The organism is Streptomyces sp. NPDC059740, assembly GCF_042733155.1.
Classification (GTDB): Bacteria; Actinomycetota; Actinomycetes; order Streptomycetales; family Streptomycetaceae; genus Streptomyces.
Map to the genome: position 1 here is coordinate 401,555 of NZ_JBHWGP010000001.1, position 26,386 is coordinate 427,940.

General features: G+C 74.4%; 18 protein-coding genes. 6 read left to right on the forward strand and 12 right to left on the reverse strand.

All coding sequences use genetic code 11. From position 1 onward, the window contains the following. Genes ACFV3R_RS01445 through ACFV3R_RS01455 form a run of 3 tightly spaced genes read right to left on the reverse strand, consistent with a single transcriptional unit; the run spans position 1 to position 2,904 of the window. A complete protein-coding gene (locus ACFV3R_RS01445) occupies positions 1–912 on the reverse strand; it encodes an ABC transporter ATP-binding protein (RefSeq protein ID WP_385573374.1) in 912 nt (303 codons plus the stop codon). After that, the gene (locus ACFV3R_RS01450) at positions 909–1,850 is read right to left on the reverse strand and encodes an ABC transporter permease (RefSeq protein WP_385573376.1); all 942 of its coding nucleotides are present in this window, start codon (positions 1,848–1,850) and stop codon (positions 909–911) included. The genes ACFV3R_RS01445 and ACFV3R_RS01450 overlap by 4 nt, the downstream gene beginning before the upstream one ends. Further along, entirely contained in the window at positions 1,840–2,904 is a 1,065-nt protein-coding gene (locus ACFV3R_RS01455; protein WP_385574225.1) for an ABC transporter ATP-binding protein, read from the reverse strand. The genes ACFV3R_RS01450 and ACFV3R_RS01455 overlap by 11 nt, the downstream gene beginning before the upstream one ends. A 561-nt stretch (positions 2,905–3,465) precedes the next feature. On the opposite strand from ACFV3R_RS01455, the gene ACFV3R_RS01460 reads away from it, so the two are divergent. Continuing rightward, positions 3,466–5,292 (forward strand): SDR family oxidoreductase, encoded by a 1,827-nt coding sequence (locus tag ACFV3R_RS01460; RefSeq protein WP_385574228.1) that lies wholly within the window; start codon positions 3,466–3,468, stop codon positions 5,290–5,292. A gap of 68 nt (positions 5,293–5,360) precedes the next feature. Here the strand turns inward: ACFV3R_RS01460 and ACFV3R_RS01465 are convergent, their stop codons facing one another. The 3 genes from ACFV3R_RS01465 to mptB all read right to left on the reverse strand — a co-directional run bounded on the left by ACFV3R_RS01465 (position 5,361) and on the right by mptB (position 8,864). Then, on the reverse strand, positions 5,361–5,924 hold the full coding sequence (locus tag ACFV3R_RS01465) for a hypothetical protein (protein WP_385573378.1): 564 nt from the start codon (positions 5,922–5,924) through the stop codon (positions 5,361–5,363). Between the two features lie 156 nt (positions 5,925–6,080). Then, on the reverse strand, positions 6,081–6,974 hold the full coding sequence (gene htpX / locus ACFV3R_RS01470; RefSeq protein WP_385573380.1) for a zinc metalloprotease HtpX: 894 nt from the start codon (positions 6,972–6,974) through the stop codon (positions 6,081–6,083). A 321-nt stretch (positions 6,975–7,295) separates the two neighbouring features. Then, positions 7,296–8,864 (reverse strand): polyprenol phosphomannose-dependent alpha 1,6 mannosyltransferase MptB, encoded by a 1,569-nt coding sequence (gene mptB / locus ACFV3R_RS01475; protein WP_385573383.1) that lies wholly within the window; start codon positions 8,862–8,864, stop codon positions 7,296–7,298. A gap of 346 nt (positions 8,865–9,210) precedes the next feature. Between mptB and ACFV3R_RS01480 the strand changes: the two genes are divergently transcribed. Next, complete coding sequence (locus tag ACFV3R_RS01480) at positions 9,211–10,107, forward strand: LLM class flavin-dependent oxidoreductase (RefSeq protein ID WP_385573385.1); 897 nt, start codon at positions 9,211–9,213, stop codon at positions 10,105–10,107. Between the two features lie 52 nt (positions 10,108–10,159). Here the strand turns inward: ACFV3R_RS01480 and ACFV3R_RS01485 are convergent, their stop codons facing one another. Further along, positions 10,160–11,056, reverse strand: coding sequence for a DUF72 domain-containing protein (locus ACFV3R_RS01485; protein ID WP_385574232.1), 897 nt, complete (start codon positions 11,054–11,056; stop codon positions 10,160–10,162). A 193-nt stretch (positions 11,057–11,249) separates the two neighbouring features. Here ACFV3R_RS01485 and ACFV3R_RS01490 point away from each other — a divergent pair, with 193 nt between their 5' ends. Continuing rightward, positions 11,250–12,131, forward strand: a complete 882-nt coding sequence (locus ACFV3R_RS01490; protein WP_385573387.1) for an HAD family hydrolase — start codon at positions 11,250–11,252, stop codon at positions 12,129–12,131. 165 nt (positions 12,132–12,296) lie between these two features. Here ACFV3R_RS01490 and ACFV3R_RS01495 read toward each other — a convergent pair whose 3' ends face one another. From ACFV3R_RS01495 to hisC, 5 genes are all read right to left on the reverse strand, one after another. Then, positions 12,297–13,412: a peptidoglycan DD-metalloendopeptidase family protein gene (locus tag ACFV3R_RS01495; RefSeq protein WP_385573389.1), complete on the reverse strand. Its 1,116-nt coding sequence runs from the start codon at positions 13,410–13,412 to the stop codon at positions 12,297–12,299. A gap of 238 nt (positions 13,413–13,650) precedes the next feature. After that, positions 13,651–17,217, reverse strand: coding sequence for a thiol reductant ABC exporter subunit CydD (gene cydD, locus ACFV3R_RS01500; protein WP_385573391.1), 3,567 nt, complete (start codon positions 17,215–17,217; stop codon positions 13,651–13,653). A 76-nt stretch (positions 17,218–17,293) separates the two neighbouring features. Beyond that, a complete protein-coding gene (gene cydB, locus ACFV3R_RS01505) occupies positions 17,294–18,295 on the reverse strand; it encodes a cytochrome d ubiquinol oxidase subunit II (RefSeq protein WP_385573393.1) in 1,002 nt (333 codons plus the stop codon). A gap of 9 nt (positions 18,296–18,304) precedes the next feature. Continuing rightward, positions 18,305–19,816, reverse strand: a complete 1,512-nt coding sequence (locus ACFV3R_RS01510; protein WP_385573395.1) for a cytochrome ubiquinol oxidase subunit I — start codon at positions 19,814–19,816, stop codon at positions 18,305–18,307. Positions 19,817–20,269: 453 nt separating this feature from the next. Beyond that, complete coding sequence (hisC, locus tag ACFV3R_RS01515; RefSeq protein WP_385573398.1) at positions 20,270–21,352, reverse strand: histidinol-phosphate transaminase; 1,083 nt, start codon at positions 21,350–21,352, stop codon at positions 20,270–20,272. A 505-nt stretch (positions 21,353–21,857) separates the two neighbouring features. On the opposite strand from hisC, the gene ACFV3R_RS01520 reads away from it, so the two are divergent. The 3 genes from ACFV3R_RS01520 (at position 21,858) to ACFV3R_RS01530 (ending at position 26,133) form a co-directional block, all read left to right on the forward strand. Beyond that, complete coding sequence (locus ACFV3R_RS01520) at positions 21,858–22,985, forward strand: LacI family DNA-binding transcriptional regulator (protein ID WP_385573400.1); 1,128 nt, start codon at positions 21,858–21,860, stop codon at positions 22,983–22,985. A gap of 330 nt (positions 22,986–23,315) precedes the next feature. Continuing rightward, positions 23,316–24,527 carry a metallophosphoesterase gene (locus ACFV3R_RS01525; RefSeq protein WP_385573402.1) on the forward strand — a complete coding sequence of 404 codons (1,212 nt, stop codon included), beginning with the start codon at positions 23,316–23,318 and terminating at the stop codon, positions 24,525–24,527. Positions 24,528–25,143: 616 nt separating this feature from the next. Continuing rightward, the gene (locus tag ACFV3R_RS01530) at positions 25,144–26,133 is read left to right on the forward strand and encodes a hypothetical protein (protein WP_385573406.1); all 990 of its coding nucleotides are present in this window, start codon (positions 25,144–25,146) and stop codon (positions 26,131–26,133) included. Positions 26,134–26,386 lie beyond the last annotated feature (253 nt).

The window sequence follows — 26,386 nt, forward strand, 5'->3', positions numbered from 1 at the left end:
TCAGGCGGCGACGAGGTAGGAGAAGACCGACTCCAGCGACTCGTCCGCCGGCGAGACGGTGAGCAGCCGGATGCCGTGGTCGCGGGCGACGCGCGGCAACAGCTCGGTGAAGCGGGCGAAGTCGACCGCCTGGACGTGCAGGGCCCCCTCGGCCTCGTCCACTTCGACGCCCGAGGTGGAGGGGTCGGCTATGAGCGCCGCGGCCAGGGCCCGGTCGTCGTCGGACCGCACGAGGTAGCGGTGCGGCCGGTCCGTCATCAGGCGCCGGATCTCGCGGAAGTCCCCGGAGGCCGCGTGGCGGCCGGCCACCACCACCTCGATGTGCGAGGCGAGTTGCTCGACCTCCTCCAGGATGTGCGAGGAGAAGAGCACCGACCTGCCGGCCTCCCCCATGTCGCGCAGCAGGGACATCAGGTGGCTGCGCTGGCGCGGGTCCATGCCGTTGAACGGTTCGTCCAGCAGCAGTACCGACGGGTCGTGGACGAGAGCGGAGGCCATCTTCACGCGCTGCCGCATGCCCTTGCTGTAGGTGGAGATGCGGCGGTCCTGGGCGTGGCGCATGTCGACCGTCGCCAGCGCCCGGTCCGCCTCGGCCGCGCCCAGGCCGTGCAGTTCGGCGTTGGCGAGCACGAACTCGCGGCCGGTGAGGAACTCGTGGACCGCCTCGCGCTCCGGCACCATCCCGATGTCGCGGTAGACCGACGCGTTGCGCCAGACCGGGCGGCCGTCGAGCGTCACCGTGCCGTCGGAGGGCGCGAGGAAGCCGGCCATCATGGTGATCAGCGTCGACTTGCCCGCTCCGTTGGGGCCGAGCAGACCCGTGACGCCGGGGCCGATGCTGAGCGTCACGTCGTTGACGGCGACGACGTTGCCGAACCAGCGCGAGACGTGGTCGAGGACGAGGGTGGTCACAACCCGGCCTTCCGGTAGCGGCGGAGCAGCAGTGCGTAGGAGCCCGCGACGGCCGCGAGGAGCAGCAGCAGGTAGACGCAGCCCACGGCGGCGGAGGGGCCCGCTCCGCCGGGGGTGGCGGGTGTCGCGCCGAGGAACGCCGACTGCACCCCGTCGACGAGGGTGATCGGTGAGAACAGCCCGACCCAGGTCTCGGCCGTGCCGGCGCCCCGTGCGTAGGCGATGCCCTCGACGGCGCTGACGGCGGCGTACGGCACGGTCATCGCGGCGATCACCGCGGCCACCCCGAAGCCGCGCCGCGGGGTGAGGGCGGCGATCACCAGACCGATACCGGCGAACAGCAGCGACAGCAGGACGGCCGCCACCATCCCCTGGGCGAAGCCCGCCGTCTGGTGGCCGAAGTCCAGCTTGGCCAGCAGCGAACCGAGGTAGAGGATCACCAGCGGGGTGCCCGTCAGCAGCAGGAGGGCGCAGGTGAGGGCGGCGAACTTCGCCACCACGTAGTCGACGCGCTCGGCGGGGCGGGAGAAGTAGAGCGGCATGGTGCCGAACCGCAGGTCGCGGGAGACCGCCTGCGGGGCCTGGGAGGCGAGGAAGAGGCCGATGACCGCCTGCAGGTAGACCGCGTAGCGGGTGTACTCGACCGGCAGGTCCCGCAGGTGGGCGAAGACGGTGACGGCGACGATGATGCCCGCCGGCAGGCACATCGCCGCGAACAGGATCATCGGCAGCACCTTGGTGCGGGCGGACCGCCCCAGGCCGTAGGCGCCCCGCAGGCTCTGGGTGAACAGCGAACGGCGGGCGTAGGAACGGCCCAGCCGGGGGCCGTCGTAGTGGCGGTAGCCGATGTCGTGGATGACGTTGCGGCGGTCCTCGCTGCCCGGCGGGCCGCTCGGGTGAGCGGTCGGCGGGGCGGTCGGGCGCGTCTCAGGGGGCATCGGAGGTTCCTCCGTGGTCGGGTACGGCCCGGGGCGCCCCGGACGGGGCCGGGTGCCGGGTCGCAGCGGGCGCGGGGCCGGTGTGGTGCTCCTGGAAGACCTCCGAGATCCGGTGGCGCCGCACCTCCATGCGGACCAGTCCGGCGCCGAGGTCCACCACGGCGTCCCGGATCACGTCCGAGGTGGCCGGGTCGGCGGCCTCGACGTACAGCACGCGGCCCGCCGTGCCCGGCGCGAGCGTCACGTCCGCACCACCGGGCACCTCCACGGCCACGCCCCGGCTGCGGAGCGCGGTGTGCAGCGCCGCGGTGGCGTCCGGGCACCGCGCGGTGTCGTTGACCTCCACCGCGAGGCTGGTGGTGGCGCGGACGAAGTCGTCGGTGGCCGAGGAGCGCAGCAGCGTCCCGCCGTCGATGATCACCACGTGGTCGCAGGTGCGCTCCAACTCGCCCAGGAGATGGGAGGTGACCAGGACGGAGATGCCGAAGTCCCGGTGGACACGGCGGATCAGGGCCAGCATCTCGTCCCGGCCCACCGGGTCGAGCCCGTTGGTGGGTTCGTCGAGGAAGACCAGTCGCGGGTCGTGCACCAGCGCCTGGGCCAGCTTGACGCGTTGCCGCATGCCGGTGGAGTAGCCGCCGACGGGGCGGTACCGCTCCTCGTGGAGTCCGACGTGCCGCAGGACGTCGGCGGTCCGCTCCCGGGCCGCAGCGGGCGGGAGGCCGGACATCCGCGCCATGTGGACGACGAACTCGGTGGCGGACACGTCCGGCGGGAGGCAGTCGTGTTCGGGCATGTACCCGACGGCCTCGCGTATCGCCGCGCCCTCCCGCGCGACGTCCCGACCGAGCACGCGGGCCTGCCCCTCGGTCGCCGGCGAGAGCCCCAACAACACCTTGAGCAGAGTGGACTTCCCCGCGCCGTTCGAGCCGACGAGCCCGGTGACGCCCTCGCCGACGGAGACGGTGAGGCCGTCGAGGGCGGTGACCTGGCCGCCTTTGCCGGCCGGCCCCCGCACGGGGTACCGCTTGGTGAGTCGCTCGATCTCGATCACAGTCACGGGTTCGACGGTAGGGCCGGGAGCCGGGCCCGGCGTCAGCCTGGGAGAGGGCATGCCCCTCAACCCAGGGGTGTAGGGGGCCCGTAGGGGTCGCACCAGGGTTCCGGTTCCCGCGCCACTGCGGTGGAGGCCGGATGAGTCCTCGGCGGGATGCCGGGGGCCTCACGCCGGGGTGGACCGCGGCGCCGGCCGGCCCGCGCTGCCGGGCGGGCTCCGGCGCTCCCGCCGACGGGCCGCCCCCGCACCGGAGCCGGGCGTTCTCGCAGGCAGCCGGGGAGAGGCGGGTTGTCCACAGGCGGCCAGGGCCCCTTGACCCGGTCGGCCGGGGTTGCGACATTCGTCGTGGCCGGACGGGGCCCGCCCCCGGCGACACGGGGACGGCGGGGCGCCCGCGGCTGCGGCGGGGGCGTGCGGGCCCGGGCCGGTACCGGCTGCTGTGCGGCGGTCGGGGGGACGGAGAGCGGAGGCAACGTGGCCACGACATCGGGGAGTGACCCGCGCGGTGACACGACGCGGCGGGCCGCCGGGGGCGGCGGCTCGCCCCGGGAGCGCCGGGTGCGGTCCGGCGAGGTCGACCTGTGCGTGCAGGAGTGGGGGGAGCCCGCCCCGTCCCGGCCCACGGTGGTGCTGGTCCACGGCTACCCCGACAACAAGGAGGTCTGGTCGCTGGTGGCGCCGGGGCTGGCCGCCCGCGGACTGCACGTGGTGGCCTATGACGTACGCGGCCACGGCGACTCCGGCGCGCCGGTCCCGCTCCGGGGCGGCTTCACCCTGGAGCGGCTGACGGACGACTTCCTGGCCGTGCTCGACGCCGTGGCCCCCACCGCCCCCGTCCATCTGGTGGGGCACGACTGGGGCTCGGTGCAGGGGTGGGAGTTCGCCACCACGCCCCGCACCCGCGGCCGGCTCGCCTCGTTCACCTCGGTCTCCGGCCCCTCGCTGGACCACTTCGGCCACTGGATCGCCGAGCGCCGCAAACGGCTCGACCCGCGGGGCTGGGCCCAGCTCGTGGGGCAGGGGATGCGGTCCTGGTACGTCTACGCGCTGCACGTCCCGGTGCTGCCCGAGCTGTTCTGGCGCGGACCGCTGGGTGCGCGGTGGCCGCGGATGCTGGCCCGCGTCGAGAAGCTGCCGCCGGGCCCCTACCCGACCGCGTCCCTGCCGCAGGACGCCGCGCACGGCGCGTGGCTCTACCGGGACAACGTGCGCGCCAGGCTGACCCGTCCGCGGCCCGAACCCGTCGCGCACTGCCCCGTCCAGCTCGTCACGCCCACCGGTGACGTCTTCCTCTCCCCCCGCCTCTACGACGACCTCGACCGGTGGGCGCCCGGCCTGGTGCGCCGCACCGTCCCGGCCGGACACTGGCTCCCGCGGACCAGGCCCGACCAACTGGTGCGCTGGATCGGCGACTTCACAGCTGAGCACCCGGCGCCGCCGTCTTCGGAGGAAGCCGGCGGCGCCGGGGCCACGGTCCTCACCCGCCGCCCCCGGCCGGCGGTCCCCGGCGGGCCGCGGCGGCGCCCGGCACGCGGGCAGTCGGCGCTGCGCCGGGAGGCGGCCGAGCGCTTCGGGGGGCAACTGGTCCTCGTCACCGGTGGGGCGAGCGGCATCGGCCGGGCCACGGCGCTCGCCTTCGCCCGCGCCGGGGCCCGCGTGATCGTCGCCGACCGCGACGCCGCCGGTGCGGCCCGCACCGTCACCGAGGCGGAGCACCAGGGCGCCGCCGAGGCCTGGGCGGAGGTGGTGGACGTCGCGGACGCCACGGCGATGGCGGAACTCGCCGAGCGGACGGCCACTGGGGCCGGGGTCGTCGACGTCCTGGTGAACAACGCCGGCATCGGTTTCTCCGGCGCCTTCCTGGACACCACCGTGGCGGACTGGCGGCAGGTCCTCGACGTCAACCTCATGGGCGTCGTCCACGGCTGCCGGGCCTTCGGGGCGCAGATGGCGGCGAGGCGACAGGGCGGCCACATCGTCAACACCGCCTCGGCCGCCGCCTACCAGCCCTCCCGAACGCTGCCCGCCTACAGCACCTCCAAGGCGGCCGTCCTCATGCTCAGCGAATGTCTGCGGGCCGAGTTGGCGGGGCGCGGGATCGGGGTCAGCGCGGTGTGTCCCGGCATCGTGCGGACACCGATCACCGCCACCGCCCGGTTCGCCGGCGCCTCCCCGGAGGAGGAGCGCCGGATGCGCGAGCGGGTGACGCGCTGGTACGGCATACGCGGCTACCCGCCGGAGCGCGTGGCCGACGCGGTCCTGCGGGCGGTGCTGCGCGATCAGGCGGTGGTGGCCGTCACCCCGGAGGCCCGCGGCGCCCGGTTCCTCTCCCGTGCCGCACCGAAGGCGCTGCGTGCGCTGGCGCGGGTCAGGCCGCCGCTGTGAGTGGCGCAGACGGCGCCGGGGCGGCGCCGCCCCGGCTCCCGCGGTCCCGGGCAGCGCCGCCCCCGCCCTCACAGGCCCGGGGCGCCCCAGACCGGGAACCAGCGCGAGAGGTCCTCCTCGATCCGCAGGTCGTCCGCGAGGAGCGCCCGCGCCTGGAGTTCCAGGCCGTTGTCGCGCCGTTCGCCGCCGCCCGGCTGCGGCGCGAAGGGGTAGAAGGTGCCGCGCTTGTACAGGTAGACCATGGCCAGGGACCTGCTGTGCGCGTCGCGGAAGCCCACCAGCGAGCACAGGAGCTGGGGGGCGAACCCTCCGTCCTGGAGGGTCACGTTGGCGGCGTGCAGGTCGTTGACGAGCCCGGCGACGTCCTCGCTGTCGTGGCGGGTCAGCAGCCAGGTGTAGCCGTAGTCGTCGCGGCGGAACTCCGGTGAGCCGGTGAGGAGCGCGCCGGCCTCCTCCTCCATGCGTGCGAAGCCCGCGCCCTCACCGCCGGCGAAGCAGACCGAGCCGTAGCCGGTCGGGCGGAAGCCGGCGGCGGCCTCCAGGGTGACGGCGGCTGCCGGGAGGGCGAAGAGCCGGTCGAGGTCGGGGCGGACCGGTTTGCTCCGCCCGAGGAGGGCGTCCAGGAGACCCATGCGTACGCTCCAGAGCTGGTCGTCGCGGCCGGAGGCGGGGAGCCGTCGAGGCGGCCACCTGGCGCGGTGGGCCGTCACCGGGGTTGCGCCGGGGCGGGGGCCCGGGACCGGCTCGTGGTGGGCGCGAGTACCCGGACCCGCCCCCGTGGCCGGCGTTCACCGGCCGAGCTGCTGGGAGAGGCGGCCGAGCTGGTCCAGGCGCTGTTCCAGCGTGGGGTGCGAGGAGAGCAGGTGGTGCACGCTCTCCTTGGAGAAGGCGGGGGCGAAGAAGAAGGCGTTGAAGGGCTCGGCGCGCCGCAGGTCGCGGGTGGGGATGCGGGCGATCTGCCCGGTGACCTTCGTCAGTGCCGAGGCCAGTGCGGAGGGGCGGGCCGTGAGGATGGCGGCGGCCCGGTCGGCGGAGAGTTCGCGGTAGCGGGAGAGCAGCCGGGTCAGCAGGAAGCTGATGGCGTAGATGACCGCGCTCGCCAGGGTCACGGCGAGGACGATCAGCGCGGTGTTCTGGTCGCGGCTCCTCGTCACCCCGCTCCACAGCGCGGCCCGGGTGATGACGCCTGCGAGCACCCCGAGGAACGAGGCGATGGTCATGACGACCACGTCGCGGTGGGCGACATGGGACAGCTCGTGGGCGAGCACGCCCTCCAGTTCCTGCGGCTCCAGTCTGCGCAGCAGGCCGGTGGTCACGCACACCATGGAGTTCTTCCGGTTGCGTCCCGTGGCGAAGGCGTTGGGGACGTCGGAGTCGGCGACCGCCACCCGCGGCTTGGGCATGTCCGCCAGCGCGCACAACCGGTCGACCGCTCCGTGCAGCTCGGGCGCCTGGTCAGGGGTGACCTCGCGCGCTCCCATGCTGAAGGCGGCGATGCGGTCGCTGAACCAGAACTGCGCCACGAACAGAACGCCGGCGATCACGGCCACCGCCACCCAGGCCCCGTGCAGCAGGACGACCAGCGCTCCCACCACGACCACGTACAGCAGGCCGATGAGGAACATGGTCGTCGCCATGCGTGAGGTCAGTCCGCGATCCGGCGTGAATCGTGTCTGTGTCATGGTCTGTCGTCCTCCCAACCCGTGGCAGGCACGCAGCAAAGTGGCGTCCGGACCGGCCCGCACCCACCTGCCGCGCGGGCGGCCCGCAGCCGCGGACCCGGTCGGCGCCCGGTCCTCGTACCACCGTGTTGCCGCCCTCAGCACGATTCTCCCTCTTTCTCCCGTTCTGTGGAGAGTGCGGCGAGGGCGGACGGCAGGGCGGGGCGGCGGCAGCACGGGTCCCGGACGCCACAGGGCCCGGACGCCACAGGGCCCGGACGCCACAGGTCCCGGACGCCACGGGCGGGCGGCAGCAGCACGGGGCGGGGCGGGGGCCGGGCCTCAGCCGCCTTCGGCCCTCGCCGTGGCCGCGTCGTCCCCCAGCACACTCGGCCGGGGCCGCGGCACGCGGACGGTCCCGCGGGCCCCGGCCGGCAGGGCCCCACGCACCGCCGGCGTCCGCGGGGTGAGCCGGAACCGCCACCCCCTCCCGGGGGTGCGCTCCAGCCGGTAGAGGGTGGCCAGGGCCAGCGCCGCCCCCGCGTACCCGCAGGCCGCATAGGAGACGTCGGCGACCTGACCGTCGAGGAACGCCGCGAAGAGCAGGCCCACGGAGACCGCGGCGAGCCAGGTGCGGGTGCGGCCCTGCGCGGTCACCGCCAGGAGCAGAGCGCCCCACAGGAAGTACCAGGGCTGGACGGCGGGGGCGAACACCACCAGGGACAGCAGCGCGAGGCCGAGGCCGCGCTCGACCCCCACCGCGCGGGTCCGAGTCCACCAGTAGCCGATGGCGGCCAGCGCGAGGACCATGCCGGCGGTCCTCGTCAGCGACATCACGGTGCCGCCGCCCACCAGCCCCAGCCCGCCGGTGAAGGCCCCGAGCACCCGGCCGACGTCCGAGACGAGCGAGAGGACCCCCGCCCCGGAGACCGGGGTGGACAGGGTCGACAGCCACCCCAGGCCGTAGCCGAGCACCAGGGTGGCCGCGAGCACGGTCACGGCCGAGGAGACCACCACGGTCACCGCCCTGCGGGCGACCGCCCGCAGCCCGGCGGCCGGCGCGGGTATGAGGAACAGCAGCGCCAGCCCGGCCGGCGCCTTGACCAGCATCGCCAGCGTGATCACCACCGCCCCCCAGGCCGGCCTGCCGCGCCGGGCGACCACCAGCCCCGACAGGACCAGCCCGACCATCAGCGCGTCGTTGTGCGAACCGCTGACGAAGTGCACCAGTACCAGCGGGTTGAGCGCGGCCAGCCACAGCGCCCCGGCCTCCATCACCCCCAGGTCCCGGGCCAGGTTGCGCACGGCCCAGACGATCAGCGCCAGGCCGAGGAGGGCCACGGCCCGCATGCCGAGCGCCGCCGCGACCACGTGTTCGCCGGTCAGCCGCACCACGTGGTCGGCGAGCCACACGAACACCGGGCCGTAGGGGGCAGGCGTGTGCTGCCACATGGCGGGGACCGCGGCCGACAGCGGGCCGCCCAGGAGCGCCGGCCCGGCCTGGTAGACGTCCATCCCGCGCGCCGCCATGGCCCCCTGCGCGACGTAGCTGTACACGTCCCGGCTGAACAGGGGCGCACCGAGCGCCAGCGGGGCCGCCCACAGGCAGAGGGTCACCAGCATCTGGCGTGGCCCGCCGGCCGCACCGGAGGAGGCCAGCCGGCCCAGCCGCCACCAGGAGCACACCAGGACCACCAGCCCCGCATACCCGAGCGCCGCGGCCAGCAGGGTCAGGGCGGGTTGCGGCTGGAACCAGTGCATCACCGGGCGCAGCGCGGGCAGCGCCCCGGCCCGGCAGCTCGCCAGTCCCAGCGCCGCAGCGCCGGCCGCGCCCAGCCATCTCAGACGGACGGACTCCCCGATGCGGGATATGTGCACAGGGCCACCCTGCGAGTCCGGAACGTCACCCATCAGCGTCCTTCGCTTCGAAGCGGCGGTACTCCCGGCCCACGGCCCGGTACCGCGCACGCCGGAGTCACCCACCCCGCCTCCGTGCCGCAGCCGGACGCCTCGACCAGGACCACCACACCTGTCTCTCGGTGAACGGTGTATCACGCGCTGACGGAAAGCCTGACAAAAGTTCGAGGCCGGGTCAGCGGAACGACGATCTTCGCTGTCTTCCGGTTCCCGGCACCCCGCCGGGCGGCCCCCGGGACACCCGGGGCGACACGGTGAGCAACCAACCAGTCACCAGTGGTCAACACGGCGTGAGGGAGGCCGTCAGAGGCGCCGGCAGCCTTGCGCATAGGCTCGCCCCATGCGCCTGAGTACCGTCATCCTTCCCGTCCGCCGCTGGCACGAGGGCGGTCGCGACCAGTGGCAGCGGGCAGAGGACCTGGGCTTCCACGCCGCCTACACCTACGACCACCTGTCCTGGCGCTCCTTCCGCGACGGCCCCTGGTTCGGCGCCCTGCCCACCCTCACCGCCGCAGCCACCGCGACCGAGCGGCTGCGGCTGGGCACCCTGGTCACCTCGCCCAACTTCCGGCACCCCGTGACGCTCGCCAAGGAGCTGATCTCGCTCGACGACGTCTCGGGCGGCCGCATCACGCTCGGCATCGGGGCGGGCGGCAACGGTTTCGACGCCACGACGCTCGGCCAGGACCCGTGGACCCCGCGCGAGCGTGCCGACCGGTTCGGCGAGTTCGTACCGCTGCTGGACCGGCTCCTCACCGAGGACGCCGTGTCGCACCGTGGCGCGTTCTACTCGGCCGAGGAGGCCAGGAACATCCCCGGTTGCCTCCAGCGCCCCCGCCTGCCGTTCGCGGTCGCCGCGACCGGGCCGCGCGGGCTGCGGCTGGCGGCGCGGCACGGGCAGGCGTGGGTGACCACCGGCGACCCGAAGCTGTACGCGAAGGGCACGGCGGAACAGTCCGACGACGCTCTGCGCGGTCAGGTCGCAAGGCTCGGCGCGGCGTGCGCGGAGGCCGGCCGGGACGTGACGGAGCTGGACAAGGTCCTGCTCACCGGCTTCACCCCGGAGCGGTCCCGGCCGCTGGAGTCGCTGGACGCCTTCGTCGACTTCGCCGGCCGCCACCGGGAGTTGGGCTTCACCGAACTCGCGCTGCACTGGCCGATTCCGGACTCGGACTTCGCCGCCGACCAGGCCGTCTTCGAGCGGATCGCCACCGAGGCGGTCGCCCAGCTGGGGTGACCGCGACGCTCCGGTGCGGTGTGCGGCGGCCCCGGCCGCGGCACACCGTCCGTCAGGAGTGCCCCGTCCCGGCGGGCGCGGCGTGGCCGAGCAGGTCGCTCATGGTCTCCGCGGCGTGCACAGCCGCCGCGCCGCAGCAGTTGTTGAACAGGACGTGCACCTCGCCTGCCTGCTCGGCCATGGTGCGGATGCGCGGCGTCCACTCCGACAGTTCACCGGCCGTGTAGGAGTGCCGGAACCGCTCCTCCTTGGTGCCGGTCCCCCAGGCGCTGTTGCGCCCGTGGAAGCGGACCACCGCGAGGTGCGGGGAGGTGACCGGCGCGACCGGGGGGACGGAGGCGGGCAGTGTCTGGACCATGTCCACGGCCACGGCGGCGGCGTCCAACTCCCGCAGCAGCGCGGTCGTCCCGGCGCGCCGGTCCTCCCGCCACCAGCCGGGGTGCCGGAACTCCACCGCCACCGGCCACCCCGCCGCCCGTGCCCGGCACTGCCTCAGGAACGCCGCCGCCGCCCTTCCCGGAGCGAGTTGCCGCGGGAACTGGAACAGCAGGGTCCCCAGCCGGCCGGCGTCCCGCAGCGGGGTGAGGGCCGCGCTGAACCGGTCCCACACCTCGTCGAGCAGTCCGGGGTCGGTGCCGGCCCGGTCCCGCTGCCGGGCGAGGGCCGGACGCAGTTCGGCGGGCAGCGCGCTCGGCCGTGTCGGATGCCCGGTGAGCAGGGAGAACGCCTTCACGTCGAAGCGGAAGCCGGCCGGGGTGCGCTCGGCCCACAGAAGACTGTTGTGCCTGCTGGGCAGGGCGTAGTAAGTGGCGTCCACCTCCACCACGGAGAACCGGCCCGCGTAGTGGCGCAGCCTGCCCTCCGCGTCCCGGTGGCCTCTCGGATACCAGCCGCTGGAGACCAGCGCCCGGTCCGTCCACGAGCACGTGCCGACCCGGATCTCTCCCATGCCGCCCGCGTGCCCCGAGGGTGACGGGGACATTACCGCGGCGTTCCCCGCAGTTCCGGGCAGCCCGGCGCCCCAACCCTCGGGCGAGGGGGGCCCGGCTGTCCCACCGGCGCCCGGGTGTTGCCCGTCGCCTCCGGTCCGCCGAGGTGAGGGCCCCTCAGATGTGCTCCTCTTCGCACATCTGTACCGCCCCATGGGCGAAGATGTCGGGGTGACCGCCCGCCACCTGACAGAAGCCGCCCTGCCGTCCCCGCCCGCACGGCGGCCACGGCTGATCGCCACCGACCTCGACGGAACGCTGCTGCGCGACGACAAGACCGTCTCCGACCGCACGGTCGCCGCCCTCGCGGCAGCCGAGCGGGCCGGGATCGAGGTCTTCTTCGTCACCGGCAGGCCGGCCCGCTGGATGGACGTGGTCAGCGACCACGTCCACGGCCACGGCCTCGCCATCTGCGCCAACGGGGCGGCCCTGGTCGACCTGCACGCCGGCGGGGAGATCCTCCGCACCAGGCCGCTGGGGTGCGAGGAGGCGATGGGAGTGGTGACGGCCCTGCGCGAGGCGGCGCCCGGCACCTCCTTCGCCGTCGAGCGGGTGGACGGCATCCACTACGAGCCGCGGTACCCGCCCTTCCACCTCGACCCCTCCGCGGTGATCGCCCCTGCCGAGAAGCTGCTCTGCGCCGGGGTCTCGCCGCAGGACCGCCCGGTGCTCAAGGTCCTCGCCCACCACCCCGAACTCGACCCGGACGCCTTCCTGCTGCTGGCCCGCGAGCGGGCCGGCGCGCTCGCCTCGTTCACCCGCTCCAGCCCGACGGCACTGCTGGAGGTGAGCGGCCTCGGGGTCAGCAAGGCGAGCACCCTGGAGGCGTGCTGCCGGGAGCGCGGGGTCCGGCCCGAGGAGGTGGTGGCGTTCGGCGACATGCCCAACGACATCGAGATGCTGACCTGGGCCGGCACCTCCTACGCCATGGCCAACGCCCACCCCCATGTGCTGGACGCCACCACCCACCGCACGGCCTCCAACAACGAGGACGGCGTCGCCGCGGTGATCGAGCAGCTCGTGGACGGGCGCTAGCGGCCCTCCCTCGCCCGGCCCGGCCCTCCCTCGCCCAGCCCGGACCTCCCGAGCACCCCGGCCCGCGTGCACCCGGGCCCACGTGCGGCCGGGCCTCCCCGGCAGCCGGGCCCACGGCGGTCGGGGGCCTCCCCGGCCCCCGGGACCGCGTGCGGCGGGCGCTCCTCAGCCCACCCGGACGCCTCGGGCCGCCAGCCAGGCCACGGGGTCGACCTCGGAGCCGAAGTCGGGTGTGCGGCGGGCCTCGAAGTGCAGGTGCGGGCCGGTGGAGTTGCCGGTGTCGCCGGAGAGCGCGATCAACGCTCCGGGGCGGACCCTGCTACCGGGGGCGGCCACCACCGCGGACAGGTGGGCGTAGTGGGTGTACCGCCCGGGCCCGTGCTTGACGACCATGCTGATGCCGAAGGCGTCCCCGCAGTCGACCCGTTCGACGGTGCCGGCGCCCACGGTGCGTACCGGCGTGCCGACGGGTACGGCGAAGTCCTGGCCGGTGTGGGTGCTCGCCCAGTGCCCGCCGGTTCCACCGTAGGGGGCCGAGAGCCGGTAGCCGGTGACGGGCGGGGCCCAGCCGCTGTGGGGCGTGGTGACCGGTGCGGTCAACCCCGCCGCGTCGGCGGCGGCACGGGGCAGGCGCCCGCAGCCAGGGCTGGTGACGGCGGCGTGGGCCAGGGCCGTGAGCCGGTCGCGCGCGGCCGTCAGGCCCGGGTCGGCGGGGGCGTCGCGGTCGGGGGAGCGGCGGGCGGCACGGGAACGGTTCGCACGTTCCGCGTTGCCCGCCAGCCGCAGGACGGCCAGGCCGGCGTCCGCGAGCTGTACGGAGGCGCGGTACTCGGCGTCGTGGACGACGGGGGCCTCGTCGTTCTCCTGCGGTGTGGACCGCGTCGTCCGGCCGGCCGTCCCGGTTCCGCGGCCGGCAGCGACGCGGTCTGCGGGACTCGCACTCGGTGCCTGCCCCGCACCCAGGGGCCGCGTGAGCCGGTCCCCTGCCACGGCGGAGCGGCGCGCTGCGCGCAGGCCCGGGCGGGCGACGCCGCGGGTGGGGCGGGGCGCCGCCCTGGCCGCCCGGGTCGGGCGGTGGCCACCGGGCGCGGCGGTGGCCCGCTGTGCGTGCGCCGGCTGCCCTGAGGGGGCCGTCCCGAGCGTGCCGAGCGGCACTATCAGGCTGCCGGCCATGAGGCCGACCGCTGCCGTGGCCGTGCGCCAGAGCCGGGGGGACCGCGCCCTGCTGGTGGCGCGCTCGGTACGGTCCGGCCGCGAGGTCGAGGAACTGGAAGGGATCATGACCCATGTGTCCCCCCTCCGGGCCGACCGCTCCCCCGGCGCACCACCAACGGCGGACACCACCCGGCCCCCGGCCCCGTCCCTCCCCGGCTTCCGGACCTTCCGCCCCCGTCACCCGTGCGGCCCCGCGTGTCGGCCGGGCCGGTCCGGCGGTGCGGGCCCTGCGTGTCACCGCGGGTCGGCCCGGCCGGTCCTCGGAGCGGGCCCCCGCACTCCGGCCGGGGCCGGCGCGCCCCGTTCAGCGGCCGGCGCCCGCCACCTCCGGGGTTCGCACCGCGCCGTCCACGGCCCGCTCCCGGTCGAGCATGCGGCGGAAGGGTCCGGCCGTCTCGGCCAGTTCCCGGTAGGGGCCGCGCTGCACCACCTCGCCGCGGTCGAGCACCACCACCTCGTCGACGGCCTCCAGCCCGGCGAGGCGGTGGGTGACGAGGACGCTGCAGTGCCCCTCGGTGGCGGCGAGCAGGTCCGCGGTGAGGGCGTCCGCCGTCGCCAGGTCGAGGTGTTCGGCCGGCTCGTCCAGGACGAGGACGGGGAAGTCGGCGAGGAGGGCGCGGGCGAGCGCCAGGCGCCGGCCCTGTCCGCCCGACAGCCGGGTGCCGCGTTCGCCGATCATGGTGTCGAGTCCCTCGGGCAGCTCGGCGACCCACTGCGCGAGCCGGGCCCGGCGCAACGCCGACCACAGGTCCGCCTCCTCGGCCTCCGGCCTGGCCAGCCGGAGGTTCTCGCGCAGCGAGCTGTCGAAGAGGTGGGCGTCCTGGGCGCACAGCCCGACCAGCCGCCGGACCGCGTCGCCGTCCAGGTCGGCCGCGTCCGTACCGCCCAGGGTGTAGGTGCCCTGCTCACGGTCGAGGAAGCGGAGCAGCGTCTGCGCCAGGGTGGTCTTGCCGGAGCCCGAGGGACCGACGACCGCGACCCGGCGCCCAGGGCTCAGATCCAGGTCGACGCCGTGCAGGGCGGGCACCTGCCCGCCCTCGTGGCGGACGGTCAGCCCGCGCAGGCTCAGCGGGAACGGGGACTTCGGGGCCGCCTCCGGGTGCTCCGGCTCCCGTACCGGAGCGGGGGCGTCCAGCACCTCGAAGACGCGCTCGGCGGCCTTGCGGGTGCGCTGGCGGAACTGCACCGCGGCCGGCAGGGAGGCGACCGTCTCGAAGGCGGCGAGCGGCATCAGCAGCAGGACGGCCAGGTCGACACCGTGCAGGCGACCGCTGTGGACGGCCGGCACCGCCACGGCCGCGGCAGCCACCACGGTGAGGCCGCAGACCAGGGCGGAGAGCCCGGCGCCCACCCCGGCGGCGGCAGCGGACCGGGCGCTGACACCCGTCAGCTCCGCGTCGGCCTCGGCCACCTCGCCGCGGCGGGCGGGCAGGGCACCGGCGACGGTCAGTTCGCCGGCCCCCGTCAGCAGTCCCACCACACGCTCGGCGAGCACGCCGCGGGCCGGGGCCAGGCGGCGTTCGGCCCGGCGGGCGAGGCCGGCGGAGAGCACCGGCACCACCGCACCGGCGAGCACCAGCCCGGCCGCGAGGACGGCACCCGCCGCCGGCAGCAGCCAGCAGGCGAAACCGACCGCCGCGGCGCCGACCACCACGGCGGTGGCGACGGGCAGCAGCCAGCGCAGGAAGTGGTCCTGCACCGCGTCGACGTCGGCGACCAGCCGGGACAGCAGGTCGCCCCGCCCTCGGTCGCGCAGTCCGGCGGGGGCCAGGCGCTCCAGCCGCCGGTAGACGGCGACCCGCACGTCCGCCAGGATCCGGAAGACCGTGTCGTGGGAGACGAGCCGCTCGGCGTACCGGAAGGCGGCCCGGCCGATGCCGAAGGTCCTGGTCGCGGTCACCGCCACCATCAGGTACAGCACCGGCGGCTCCTGGGAGGCGCGGGAGATCAACCATCCGGAGGTCGCCATCAGTCCCACCGCGCTGCCCAGGGCGAGGCTGCCCAGGAGCAGCGCGAGCAGCAGCCGGGCCCGCCGCGTCCGGGCGAGCCCGGTCAGTCGTGCGGTGGCCCGCCGGCCCCGGCGGGTGCGGCCCGCCTCGCCGCCGGCGCTGCCCGTCGTCCGCGTGGCCGCCACGGACTCCGCCGCCGGTTCCCGGACCGCTGTCGGGCCGACGGCAGCGGGAGCGACGGCTGGCGCCCCGGCAGCGGTGGTGCCGGCGTCCTCGGGGAGAGGGCCGGTCAGGGCCACCGTTCGGTCGGCGACGGCCAGCAGCGCGGGGCGGTGCACGACCAGCAGCACGGTGCGCCCCTCGGCGAGCCGTCCCACCGCCTCGACGATCCCGGCCTCCGTGGCACCGTCGAGGTTGGCGGTGGGCTCGTCCAGCAGCAGGACCGGGCGGTCGGCGAGGAAGGCACGGGCCAGGGCCAGGCGTTGCCGCTGCCCGGCGGAGAGTCCGGCGCCCGCCTCCCCCAGGCGGGTCGAGAGGCCGTCGGGCAGGGCGTCGACGAAGTCGAGGGCGCCGGCCTCCCGCAGCGCCCGCCGGACCGCGGCATCGTCGGCCTCCGGACGGGCGAGCCGTACGTTCTCCGCGAGGGTGCCGGCGAAGAGGTGGGGGTGCTGGGAGACCCAGGCGACGTGGCGGTGCCATTCCTCGGGGGAGAGGTCGGCGAGGTCGACGCCGGCCACCCGGACCCGTCCCTCGCTGGGCCGCACGAAGCCCAGGAGCACGTTGAGGAGCGTGGTCTTGCCCGCACCGGAGGGTCCCACCAGGGCCACGGTCTCGCCCGCGCGGACGGTGAGGGAGGTGCGGGGGAGGGACGGGCGGGTCCGGCCCTCGTGCCGCACCACCAGGTCCTCCACCACGAGGTCGAGGTCGGCGCCGCGGGCGGGCAGGGGCCGCGAACCGGCCGGAGCGGGCTCGGTCTCCAGGACGGCGAAGACCTCCTCCGCCGCCGAGAGCCCCTCCGCCGCCGCGTGGTACTGCGCCCCCACCTGGCGCAGCGGCAGGTACGCCTCCGGGGCCAGGACCAGCACCGTCAGCCCGGTGGCGAGGTCCAGCTCCCCCTTGACCAGGCGCAGCCCGATGCTCACGGCGACCAGCGCGACCGACAGGGTGGCCAGCAGCTCCAGGGCGAAGGAGGAGAGGAAGGCGATCCGCAGCGTCCGCATCGTGGCCGAGCGGTAGTCGTCGGTGATGGCCCGGATCGACTCGGCCTGTGCCTTGGCGCGGCCGAAGACCTTGAGGGTCGGGAGGCCGGCGACCACGTCGAGGAAGTGCCCCGAGAGGCGGGAGAGCAGGCGCCACTGCCGGTCCGTCCGGGACTGGGTCGCCCAGCCGATGAGGATCATGAACAGCGGGATCAGCGGCAGCGTCACGAGGATGATGAGCGCCGACAGCCAGTCCCCGGTGGCGATGCGGACCAGGACGGCGACCGGCACCACGACGGCCAGCCCCAGTTGCGGCAGGTAGCGGGCGAAGTAGTCGTCCAGCGCGTCCACGCCACGGGTGGCCAGCGTGGTCAGTTCACCGGTGCGCTGGGTGGAGAGCCAGGAGGGGCCGAGGTCGGTGGCGCGCTCCAGCAGGCGGGTGCGGAGCTGGGACTTGACCCGGGCGCCGGCGCGGTGGGCCGCCAGCTCGGTGAGCCAGGAGACCGCACCGCGCCCCACGGAGACGGCGGCGAGCAGCACGAGGGGGGTGAGGAGCTCGCCGGCGGTGCGGTCGTGCTGGAAGGCTCCGACGACGATCTCGGCGATGAGCACGGCCTGCCCGATCACCAGTCCGGCCCCGGCGAGACCGAGGACCACCACGGCGACCAGGAAGCCGCGGGTGGCCCCGGCGTACCGGAGCAGACGCGGGTCGACGGGTTTCACGTGAAACCTCCTCCCTCGGAGGGTGCCGGGGCCGCCCCGGGGGTGGCCGGCTCGGCGGCGACGGTGACCGTGACGGTCAGTGGGCGCTGCTGATGTGCTGGGTACCGATCCGCTTGCGGAAGACCCAGTAAGTCCACCCCTGGTAGAGCATCACCAGCGGGGTGGCGATGCCGGCGCACCAGGTCATGATCTTCAGCGTGTACGGGCTGGACGAGGCGTTGCTGACCGTCAGGGACCAGTTGCCGTCCAGCGAGGAGGGCATGACGTCCGGGAAGAGCGTCAGGAACAACATGGCCACCGCAGCCGCAATGGTCACCCCGGAGAAGGCGAACGCCCACCCCTCCCGGCCCCGCTGGTTGGCGGCCAGGGAGGCCACCAGGCAGACCACGGCGAGCAGCATGACGCCCAGGCTGGCGGCGTTGCCGTGGGCGGCCTGGGTCCACAGCAGGAAGGCCAGGGCCAGGACGGCGGCGACCAGCCCCACGCGCAGCGCGGTACGGCAGGCACGGGCCCGGATGTCGCCGACCGTCTTGAGGGCGACGAAGACCGAACCGTGCAGCGTGAACAGGGCCAGGGTGACCAGGCCGCCCAGGATGGCGTAGGGGTTGAGCAGGTCGCCCAGCGAACCGACGTACTCCATGTGCGCGTCGATCCGCACGCCCCGCACGATGTTGCCGAAGGTGACGCCCCACAGGATCGCGGGGATCAGGGAGCACCAGAAGATGGCCCGCTCCCAGTTGGTCTGCCAACGCTCCCCGTCCCGCTTGACGCGGTACTCGAAGGCGACGCCGCGCACGATGAGGCAGAGCAGGATCACCAGGAACGGCAGGTAGAAGCCGGAGAAGAGGGTGGCGTACCAGTTCGGGAAGGCGGCGAAGGTCGCGCCGCCCGCGGAGAGCAGCCAGACCTCGTTGCCGTCCCAGACCGGGCCGATGGTGTTGATCAGCACGCGGCGCTCGGTGCGGTCGCGGGCCAGCAGCTTGGTCAGGACCCCGACCCCGAAGTCGAACCCCTCCAGGAAGAAGTAGCCCGTCCACAGGACGGCGATCAGGACGAACCAGACGTCGTAGAGATGCACGGCGGACTCCTAGTACGAGAAGGCCATCGGCCGGTCGCTGTCGGCGTCGTGGTGACCGCCGATCTTCGTCGGGGGGTTGAGGTCGTCCTCGGAGAGCTCGGGCGGGCCCGCCTTGATGTACTTGACCAGCAGCTTCGACTCGACGACGGCGAGGATCGCGTAGAGCGAGGTGAAGGCGATCAGCGAGGTGAGCACCTCACCCTGGGAGACACCGGGGGAGACCGCGTCGGAGGTCCGCAGCACGCCGTAGACCACCCACGGCTGGCGTCCCATCTCGGTGAAGATCCAGCCCCAGGAGTTGGCGATGAGGGGGAAGCCGAGGGTGAGCACGGAGAGCCGCCAGTACCAGCGCCCGATGCGGGTGGGCAGCAACCGGTTCCTGGCCAGCGCCAGGTTCGGGACCTCGTCCTCACCGGTCCGCAGGTGCTGGGCCAGCCAGAACTTCTTCCGGGTCAGCCACAGCCCCACCGCGCCCAGTGAGAAGGAGGCCATGCCGAAGCCGATCATCCATCGGAAGCCCCAGTAGGTGACGGGGATGACGGGCCGGTAGTCGCCGGGCCCGAACTGCTGCTGCTCGGCGTGGTTGACGTTGTTGATGCCGGGGACGGAGGAGGTGAAGTCGTCGTGGGCCAGGAAGGACAGCAGGCCCGGGATCTCCAGCTCCACCGTGTTGTGGCCCTTGGCGACGTCGCCGTAGGCGAACACCGAGAAGGGCGCGGGCTGTTCGGTGTCCCAGAGCGCCTCGGCCGAGGCCATCTTCATCGGCTGCTGCTCGAACATCACCTTGCCGAGCGTGTCGCCGCTGATGGCCGTCATGATGCCGCCGATGAGGAGGGTCACCAGGCCCAGCCGCAGCGAGGTACGCATGACGCGGACGTGCTTCTTGCGCATCAGGTGGAAGGCGGAGACGCCGACCATGAACGCCGCACCGGTGAGGAAGGCGGCGGTCAGCGTGTGGAAGACCACCACCAGCGTCGTGTTCTGGGTGAGGACCGCCAGGAAGTCGGTGAGCTCCGCGCGTCCGGTGGCCTTGTTGTAGTGGTACCCCGTCGGGTGCTGCATCCAGGAGTTGGCGGCGAGGATGAAGTAGGCCGAGAGGATCGTGCCGATCGACACCATCCACATGCAGAAGCAGTGGACCCGCTTGGGGAGCTTGTCCCAGCCGAAGATCCAGAGCCCGATGAAGGTGGACTCGAAGAAGAAGGCGATCAGCGCCTCGAAGGCGAGCGGCGCACCGAAGACGTCCCCGACGAACCGGGAGTAGTCCGACCAGTTCATGCCGAACTGGAACTCCTGGACGATGCCGGTGACCACGCCCATCGCAATGTTGATCAGGAAGAGCTTGCCCCAGAACTTCGTCGCCTGGAGGTACTTCTCCTTGCCGGTGCGCACCCACGCGGTCTCCAGGCCGGCCACCAGGGCGGCGAGCGAGATCGTGAGAGGGATGAAGAGGAAGTGGTAGACGGTCGTGATCCCGAACTGCCATCGGGCCAGGGTCTCCGGCGCCAACGCCAGGTTCATCTCAGGGCCCTCCTTACGTCGCCGTCTGCGGTTGGCATCGCCTCGCGCACAGATCACCAACGGGGACGAACATCCCCAAAGCGCGTGCGCTTGTGAAAGCGTTCACATTCACAAGCTATTATCACCCACCTGGCGGATCCCCCCAGACCTGGGGGTACGTGACGGTCCTCACGATGCGGAGAAGGCCGCCCGCTCCACCGCAAAGGCACCCCTGACCCCACCTGCGACACCGCTCCACGGCGGCACCGGACAGCAGCCGGCCGCCCCCGCGGACCGCGGACGAAGGACGCCGGCGGTCCCCCCGCGACGCGAGGAAGCGGGCCCCTCCGCGCGCGAGGGCGCGGGCCCTGCACGCGGCCCCCTACGACGAACGGCCCGCCCACCTCTCGGTGAGCGGGCCGCCGCCCGGGCCCGACCGGCCGCGGCTGCGCCGCGCGGTCGTCCTCCGCAGTCCTACAACTCGCCCCGGAACGCCTCGGCGACCGAGAGGAACAGCTCGTTCGCACGCTCCTCGCCGATGCTCACCCGGACCCCGTCGTCGAAGGGACGGACCACGACACCCGCGCTCTCACAGGCGGCCACGAAGTCGGCGACCCGCTCCCCCACCCGCAGCCAGACGAAGTTCGCCTGCGACTCCGGCACCGCCCACCCCTGGGCCACCAGCGCCTTCGCCATCTTCGCGCGCTCCGCCACCAGCGCCTCCACCCGCTGCATCAGCGCGGGCTCGCTGTGCAGCGAGGCGACGGCGGCGTCCTGCGCGAGCTGGCTCACCCCGAAGGGCACCGCCGTCTTGCGCAGCGCCGCAGCGACCGGCTCGTGCGCGACCGCGTACCCCACCCGCAGGCCGGCCAGCCCGTAGGCCTTGGAGAAGGTGCGCAGCACGCAGACGTTGGGGTGCTCCCGGTACAGCTCCAGGCCGTCCGGCACGTCCTCGTCCCGGACGAACTCGCGGTAGGCCTCGTCCAGGACCACCAGCACGTCCCGCGGCACCCGCGCCAGGAACGCCTCCAGCTCCCGCCGCCGTACCACGGTGCTCGTCGGGTTGTTCGGGTTGCAGACGAAGACGAGCCGGGTCCGGTCGGTGATCGCGTCGGCCATCGCGTCGAGATCGTGCCGCTCGTCCGCGGTGAGGGGAACCTGCACCGACCGGGCCCCGGCGATCTGGGCGATGATCGGGTACGCCTCGAAGGAACGCCAGGCGTAGACGACCTCGTCGCCGGGCTCCGTGGTGATCTGGAGGAGCTGCTGCGCCACGCCGACCGCACCCGTGCCGGTCGCCAGGTGCGCGGCCGGCACGTCGAGGCGGGCCGCCAGCTCGGTGACCAGAGCGGTGCAGCCCATGTCGGGGTACCGGTTGAAGGTGCCCGCAGCCGCGACGGCGGTCTCCAGCACCCCCGGCAGCGGCGGGTAGGGGTTCTCGTTCGAGGAGAGTTTGAAGGACACCGGTCCGTCCGCCGCGGCTGCCGGCTTGCCCGGCTTGTACGCAGGGATGCCGTCGAGCGCGGCACGCAGCCTGGGGGGAGTGTTCTCGCTCACCTCGGGTCCTCCTCGACCGGTGTCCGGTCCTTGTGGGGTGGGAACACCTCAGCCTAGGCCGCGGCCCGCCGGCACGCGTAGGGCGTGGCGCACACCCGCCCCGAGGCATGCGCCACAGTCCCGCAGCCCCGGCGTCACCGACCGTGACCAGCGGCCCGCCCAGCTCCACGTCACGGCGTACCGGCCCACCCGCCGCCCCGGCCCGTCTGCGCCCCTCCGCCGCCCAGGAGCGCGCAGGAAATGGGAGCGCGCCCCTTCCCTCCGGTCCGCGCCTCTGGCTCACGCCCTGGCGCGCATCACCCGAAGCGGTGACTTGAGACCTGTTCGATATCTGCGGGGGACGACAGGCCAGCCGTCACCTACGCCCGGCAGAACTGCGGCTCAGGAGAGAAGTAAGCTGCCAAACAACGGAACTGACGCCCCGTCACCTTGCAGAAACGTGCCTTTGAGCAGGCATCTCAGCATCACCGTGAGGGCCCACGGAGACCTCTACTATCGGCTCGCCATGACAGCAGCAGGGAAGCACCAGGTGAATCGTGCGGAGGCCGCACGCCCGAAGAACCGGCAGGGCCGGGCGGGCATCCGCGACGTGGCCGCCGCCGCCGGTGTGTCCATCACCACCGTCTCCGACGCCCTCAACGGCAAGGGGCGGCTCCCGGAGGCCACCCGCCGTCACGTCAGGGAGGTCGCCGACCGGCTCGGCTACCGCCCCTCGGCTGCCGCACGCACCCTGCGCACCGGCAAGTCGGGACTGATCGGCCTGACGGTGACCACTTACGGTGACGAACCGTTCACCTTCACCGAGTTCCCCTACTTCGCGGAGATGGCGCGGGCCGCCACCTCGGCTGCGCTGGCCCGCGGCTACGCCCTGGTGATCCTCCCGGCGCCCTCCCGCCGCAGCCCCGTCGACATCTGGTCCAACGTGGCGCTCGACGGCACGGTCGTCATCGACCCCGCCGAGGGGGACCCGGTGGTCACCGAACTCCTGCGGCACGGCATCCCCGTCGTCTCCGACGGCCGGCCCGGTGGCTCCCTCCCGGTCACCGCCTGGGTGGACAACGACCACGAGGCGGCCGTCTCCGGTCTGCTCGACCACCTGGCGGAGGCGGGAGCCCGGCGCGTCGGCCTCCTCACCGGCACCACCACCGACACCTACACCCGGCTGTCCACCACCGCCTACCTCGACTGGTGCCGCCGTCGGGGCCAGGACCCGGTCTACGAGGCGTACCCGGCGCACGACCCGGGCGCGGGCGCCCTCGCCGCCGACCGCCTCCTGGCCCGACCGGACCGGCCCGACGCGGTCTACGGCCTCTTCGACCCCAACGGCACCGACCTGCTGGCCGCCGCCCGCCGCTACGGGCTGCGCGTCCCGGAGGACCTCCTGGTGGTCTGCTGCAGCGAGTCCACCGCCTACGCCACCACCGACCCGCCCCTGACCACCCTCTCCCTCAAGCCCCGGCACATCGGGACGGCCGTGGTCCACCTCCTCATCGACGCGATCGAGGGGCACGGCGGCAGGGAACCGGTCCAGCAGATCGTCCCCACCCACCTCATCGTGCGGGCCTCCTCCCAGCGACGTCCCCCTCGGCGCGCCACGGTCGTCCCGCCACGCGAGCCCCGTGGTGAGTACTGAGCGGGGCGGAGGGGCACGACTACCGGGGGAGGGGCACGCCTCGCGGCGGCCCACGGACCGGCAGACCGCCCGACGCCGGCCGGGCGTCGCCGCCCCACGGCCCGGCCGTGGGGGCGCAGCGGTCGCGGTGAAGGCGGCGGGCCCTGACGGAAATACCGCGCAGACGGGGAGAAACCGACAGGGAACGCCGCTGCGGGGTGGAATGACCACCCCCGGGTGCGTCACAAGCAGCAAGCAGCGTTCCTATGATGGGCGCACGGCACCACGGACCGCCCTCGACCAGGCCGGGTCCCCGTGGCGCACGGCGGCGGCACAACGGTGGAGGGGTCGATGACTCAGGGGGCCGGTCAGGGACCCATGGTGCGGACCACGGAGGGAGAGCCTCCCTCCTCGGTGGTCCCCACGCCCGTGCCACCGGTCGCCGGCGGGGTCGCGTACCTGCGCACCGACACCCGCTCCTCGCCCTTCACCCCCTCGCCCTTCGACCCTCCGCCCGGTGCCGCCCTCCCCGAACCGCCCGCCGGCGGCACCACGGACGCCCCCGCCCCCGGGGTTCCCGCCCCGGCACCGGCGACCGCCCCGGCCGAGGACGTCCCCGAGGAGTACACCCCGACCGTGCGGGACCTCCCCGTCCTCGGCGGGCCCCTCGGCGAGGCACCGGCCGGACAGGGCCAGGAGGACGTGCCCGTCCCGCAGACCCGCTCGGCACAGGACCCCGCCACGGGCCCCGGGCCGCTGTACGTCGTCGGTGACGTCCACGGCTACCTCGACCAACTCCGTGCGGCGCTCGCGGCGGAGGGGCTCATCGACGCCGAGGGCCACTGGGCGGCCGGCACCAGCCGCCTGTGGTTCCTGGGCGACTTCACCGACCGCGGCCCCGACGGCATCGGCGTCATCGACCTGGTCATGCAGCTCTCCGCCGAGGCCGCGGCCGCCGGCGGCTACTGCAAGGCGCTGATGGGCAACCACGAGCTGCTGCTGCTCGGCGCCAAGCGGTTCGGCGACACCCCGGTGAGTTCCGGCGCGGGCACCGCCTCGTTCCAGGCGGCGTGGCTGCTCAACGGCGGCCAGAAGACCGACATGGACCGCCTGGAGGACCACCACCTGCAGTGGATGTCGCGGCTGGACGCGGTGATGGAGGAGGACGGCCACCTGCTGGTCCACTCCGACACCACGGCCTACCTGGACTACGGCGAGACCATCGAGGGCGTCAACGACACCGTCCACGACATCCTCACCCGCAGCGACGCCGACGAGGTGTGGGACCTCTTCCGGAAGTTCACCAAGCGCTTCGCCTTCCGCGACGAGGGCGGTGCCGAGGCGGTACGCCAACTCCTCGGCGCCTACGGCGGCCACCGCGTCGTCCACGGCCACAGCCCGATCCCCTACCTGCTGGGCGAGGTCGGCGGCGAGGACGGCGAGGACGGCGGCATCACGGTGGACGGCCCGCACGTCTACGCGGACGGGCTCGCCGTCGCGATGGACGGCGGGGTGACCATGGCGGGACAGCTGCTGGTCGTCCAACTCCCCCTGGTGGGCTGAGGGCCGGAGCACCGAGCCCCACGACACCGAGCCCCGGAGACCCCGAGGTCCCGAGGCCACCGGTTTCTCGGGGCGGTTCGGTGCGGTGCGCACGGTCCGGTGCAGACGGGCTCGGTGGGCGATGTTCCGGGCCTCGGTCTGCCGGTGGCCGATGTGATCCGTCCCCGTGCAGGCTGACTGCTCGGTGGCCGATGTGTTCCCGTCCGCATGCGGCTGGTCCCTGATGCCGTGCCGTCCCGGCCGTCGCCCCCGGCCGTGCGAACCCGGCCGTGCGCACCCGCCGGCCCCGCGGCTCCCGGTGGCCGTGCTTCTCCTCGGGGCTCCCGGTTGCCCCGGTCCGCCCCACTGCTCCCGACGGCCTCCACGCCCTGTGCGCCCCGTGCGCCACGTGAGTCCCATGAGTCCCCGACGTCTCCGGCGGCGCGCGGGCTCTGCTGCCCGAAGCTCAACTACGGCTCTGAACACCGCTTCCGGCGGGGCGTTTTCCGGAATCCCTCTGTCACGGACTTCAGCCACCGCCCTACCATCGACCTATCCGTAGAGGGCTTTCTTCCGCTTCCTTGAACGGCCCACTGCCGTCCACCGCCACGCCCTGCGGAGCATCGGGGGATGCGCGATGAACACCACATGGCACCTGGAAGGCGAGGACCGCGAGGACTTCGTCCGCCTGCTGGACGAGGCCCTGGCCAGCACCCGGGCGTCCGGCGGCCCTGCGGTCGCCGACCGGCCGGCGACCGGGCAACTGCGCCTCATGGCCCTCTCCGCCATGCCCGCGATCGCCGCCGGAGCCACCGCCGAGTACCAGCGCTACGTCCAGGTCCGTACAGCGGCCCGGACCGCACCGGCACCGGGCGGGCCCTCCGCACCACCGGCCGACGGGGGGACCGAGGAGCCGGCGGGTACGCGGGCCACCGGCCCCGCCACCATCGGTGAGGCGGCGGGCGCCGCCGAGGCCCGCCCCGCCCCACCCGAGGTACCCGTCCGCCCCGCAGCACCGGACGCGGCGGACGTGTCCGCCAGGGCCGAGGACGGCGGTGCGGGCAACTTCCCGGTGCTCCCCGCCCGAGCCGGGACCGGGACCGAGGCGGGACGGGGGGCGAAGGCGGGGGCGGTGGCGATGACCACGGTGCTGCTGCCGGTGCTCTCCGCCGTCGCGGCCGTGCTGTTCCTGCTCGTCGGCTACGTCACGCGGGCCCTCGTCCCCACCGACGCCACCGCGGGCGCCCTGGTGACAGCCGGGTGGATCTTCGCTCTCCTCGCAGCGGTCGGTGTGCTCGGCGCGATGGTGGGGCTGCTGCTGACCGCCCTGCGCAACGGTGGCCCGGCAGGAGCGTCAGCGAACGGGGGCCGGGACGCGGACGGGCAGCACTGCTCGGAGGTGGGGCGGGCCCGCGACGCCTGGCACGAGGCGCTGCTCCACCGCGGCATCGAGCCCTTCCTCCGCGAGGTGCTCACCGACCCGGCCACCGCCCCGCACCACGTACCCCGGCCGGGCCCGGCGGAGGACGACCGGTCGGCGGCGTTCGGCAGGCTCCGCCCCCGCCCCCGGCCCCGCACCACCGACCCCGGCCCCACGGCGGAGGCCGCGGGGCCAGGAGGCGACTGAGGGAGGCGGGGCCGGGACGGGGACGGCTGAGGGGAGGCGCAGCCGGAGCCGGGGACGGCTGGGGGGAGGCGCAGCCGGAGCCGGGGACGGCTGAGGGGAGGCGCAGCCGGTGCCGGGGACGGCTGGGGGCACGGAACCGGGAAGGGCCGAGGAGGGCGGGGCCGGCAGCCGCGCCGGTGAGCGGTCGCCGGCCCGCTGCGCGGCGACGGCAGCGCCCTCCCCGCCCCGGCCCCGGCCCGGCCGTCACCGCGGG

Excerpts from the sequence above, each read along its gene's own strand:
- ACFV3R_RS01450 (WP_385573376.1), bottom strand. The coding sequence starts at position 1,850 with ATGCCCCCTGAGACGCGCCCGACCGCCCCGCCGACCGCTCACCCGAGC.
- ACFV3R_RS01465 (WP_385573378.1), bottom strand. The coding sequence starts at position 5,924 with ATGGGTCTCCTGGACGCCCTCCTCGGGCGGAGCAAACCGGTCCGCCCC.
- htpX (WP_385573380.1), bottom strand. The coding sequence starts at position 6,974 with ATGACACAGACACGATTCACGCCGGATCGCGGACTGACCTCACGCATG.
- mptB (WP_385573383.1), bottom strand. The coding sequence starts at position 8,864 with ATGGGTGACGTTCCGGACTCGCAGGGTGGCCCTGTGCACATATCCCGC.
- ACFV3R_RS01480 (WP_385573385.1), top strand. The coding sequence starts at position 9,211 with ATGCGCCTGAGTACCGTCATCCTTCCCGTCCGCCGCTGGCACGAGGGC.
- ACFV3R_RS01485 (WP_385574232.1), bottom strand. The coding sequence starts at position 11,056 with ATGGGAGAGATCCGGGTCGGCACGTGCTCGTGGACGGACCGGGCGCTG.
- ACFV3R_RS01490 (WP_385573387.1), top strand. The coding sequence starts at position 11,250 with ATGGGCGAAGATGTCGGGGTGACCGCCCGCCACCTGACAGAAGCCGCC.
- ACFV3R_RS01495 (WP_385573389.1), bottom strand. The coding sequence starts at position 13,412 with ATGATCCCTTCCAGTTCCTCGACCTCGCGGCCGGACCGTACCGAGCGC.
- ACFV3R_RS01510 (WP_385573395.1), bottom strand. The coding sequence starts at position 19,816 with ATGAACCTGGCGTTGGCGCCGGAGACCCTGGCCCGATGGCAGTTCGGG.
- ACFV3R_RS01520 (WP_385573400.1), top strand. The coding sequence starts at position 21,858 with ATGACAGCAGCAGGGAAGCACCAGGTGAATCGTGCGGAGGCCGCACGC.
- ACFV3R_RS01525 (WP_385573402.1), top strand. The coding sequence starts at position 23,316 with ATGACTCAGGGGGCCGGTCAGGGACCCATGGTGCGGACCACGGAGGGA.
- ACFV3R_RS01530 (WP_385573406.1), top strand. The coding sequence starts at position 25,144 with ATGAACACCACATGGCACCTGGAAGGCGAGGACCGCGAGGACTTCGTC.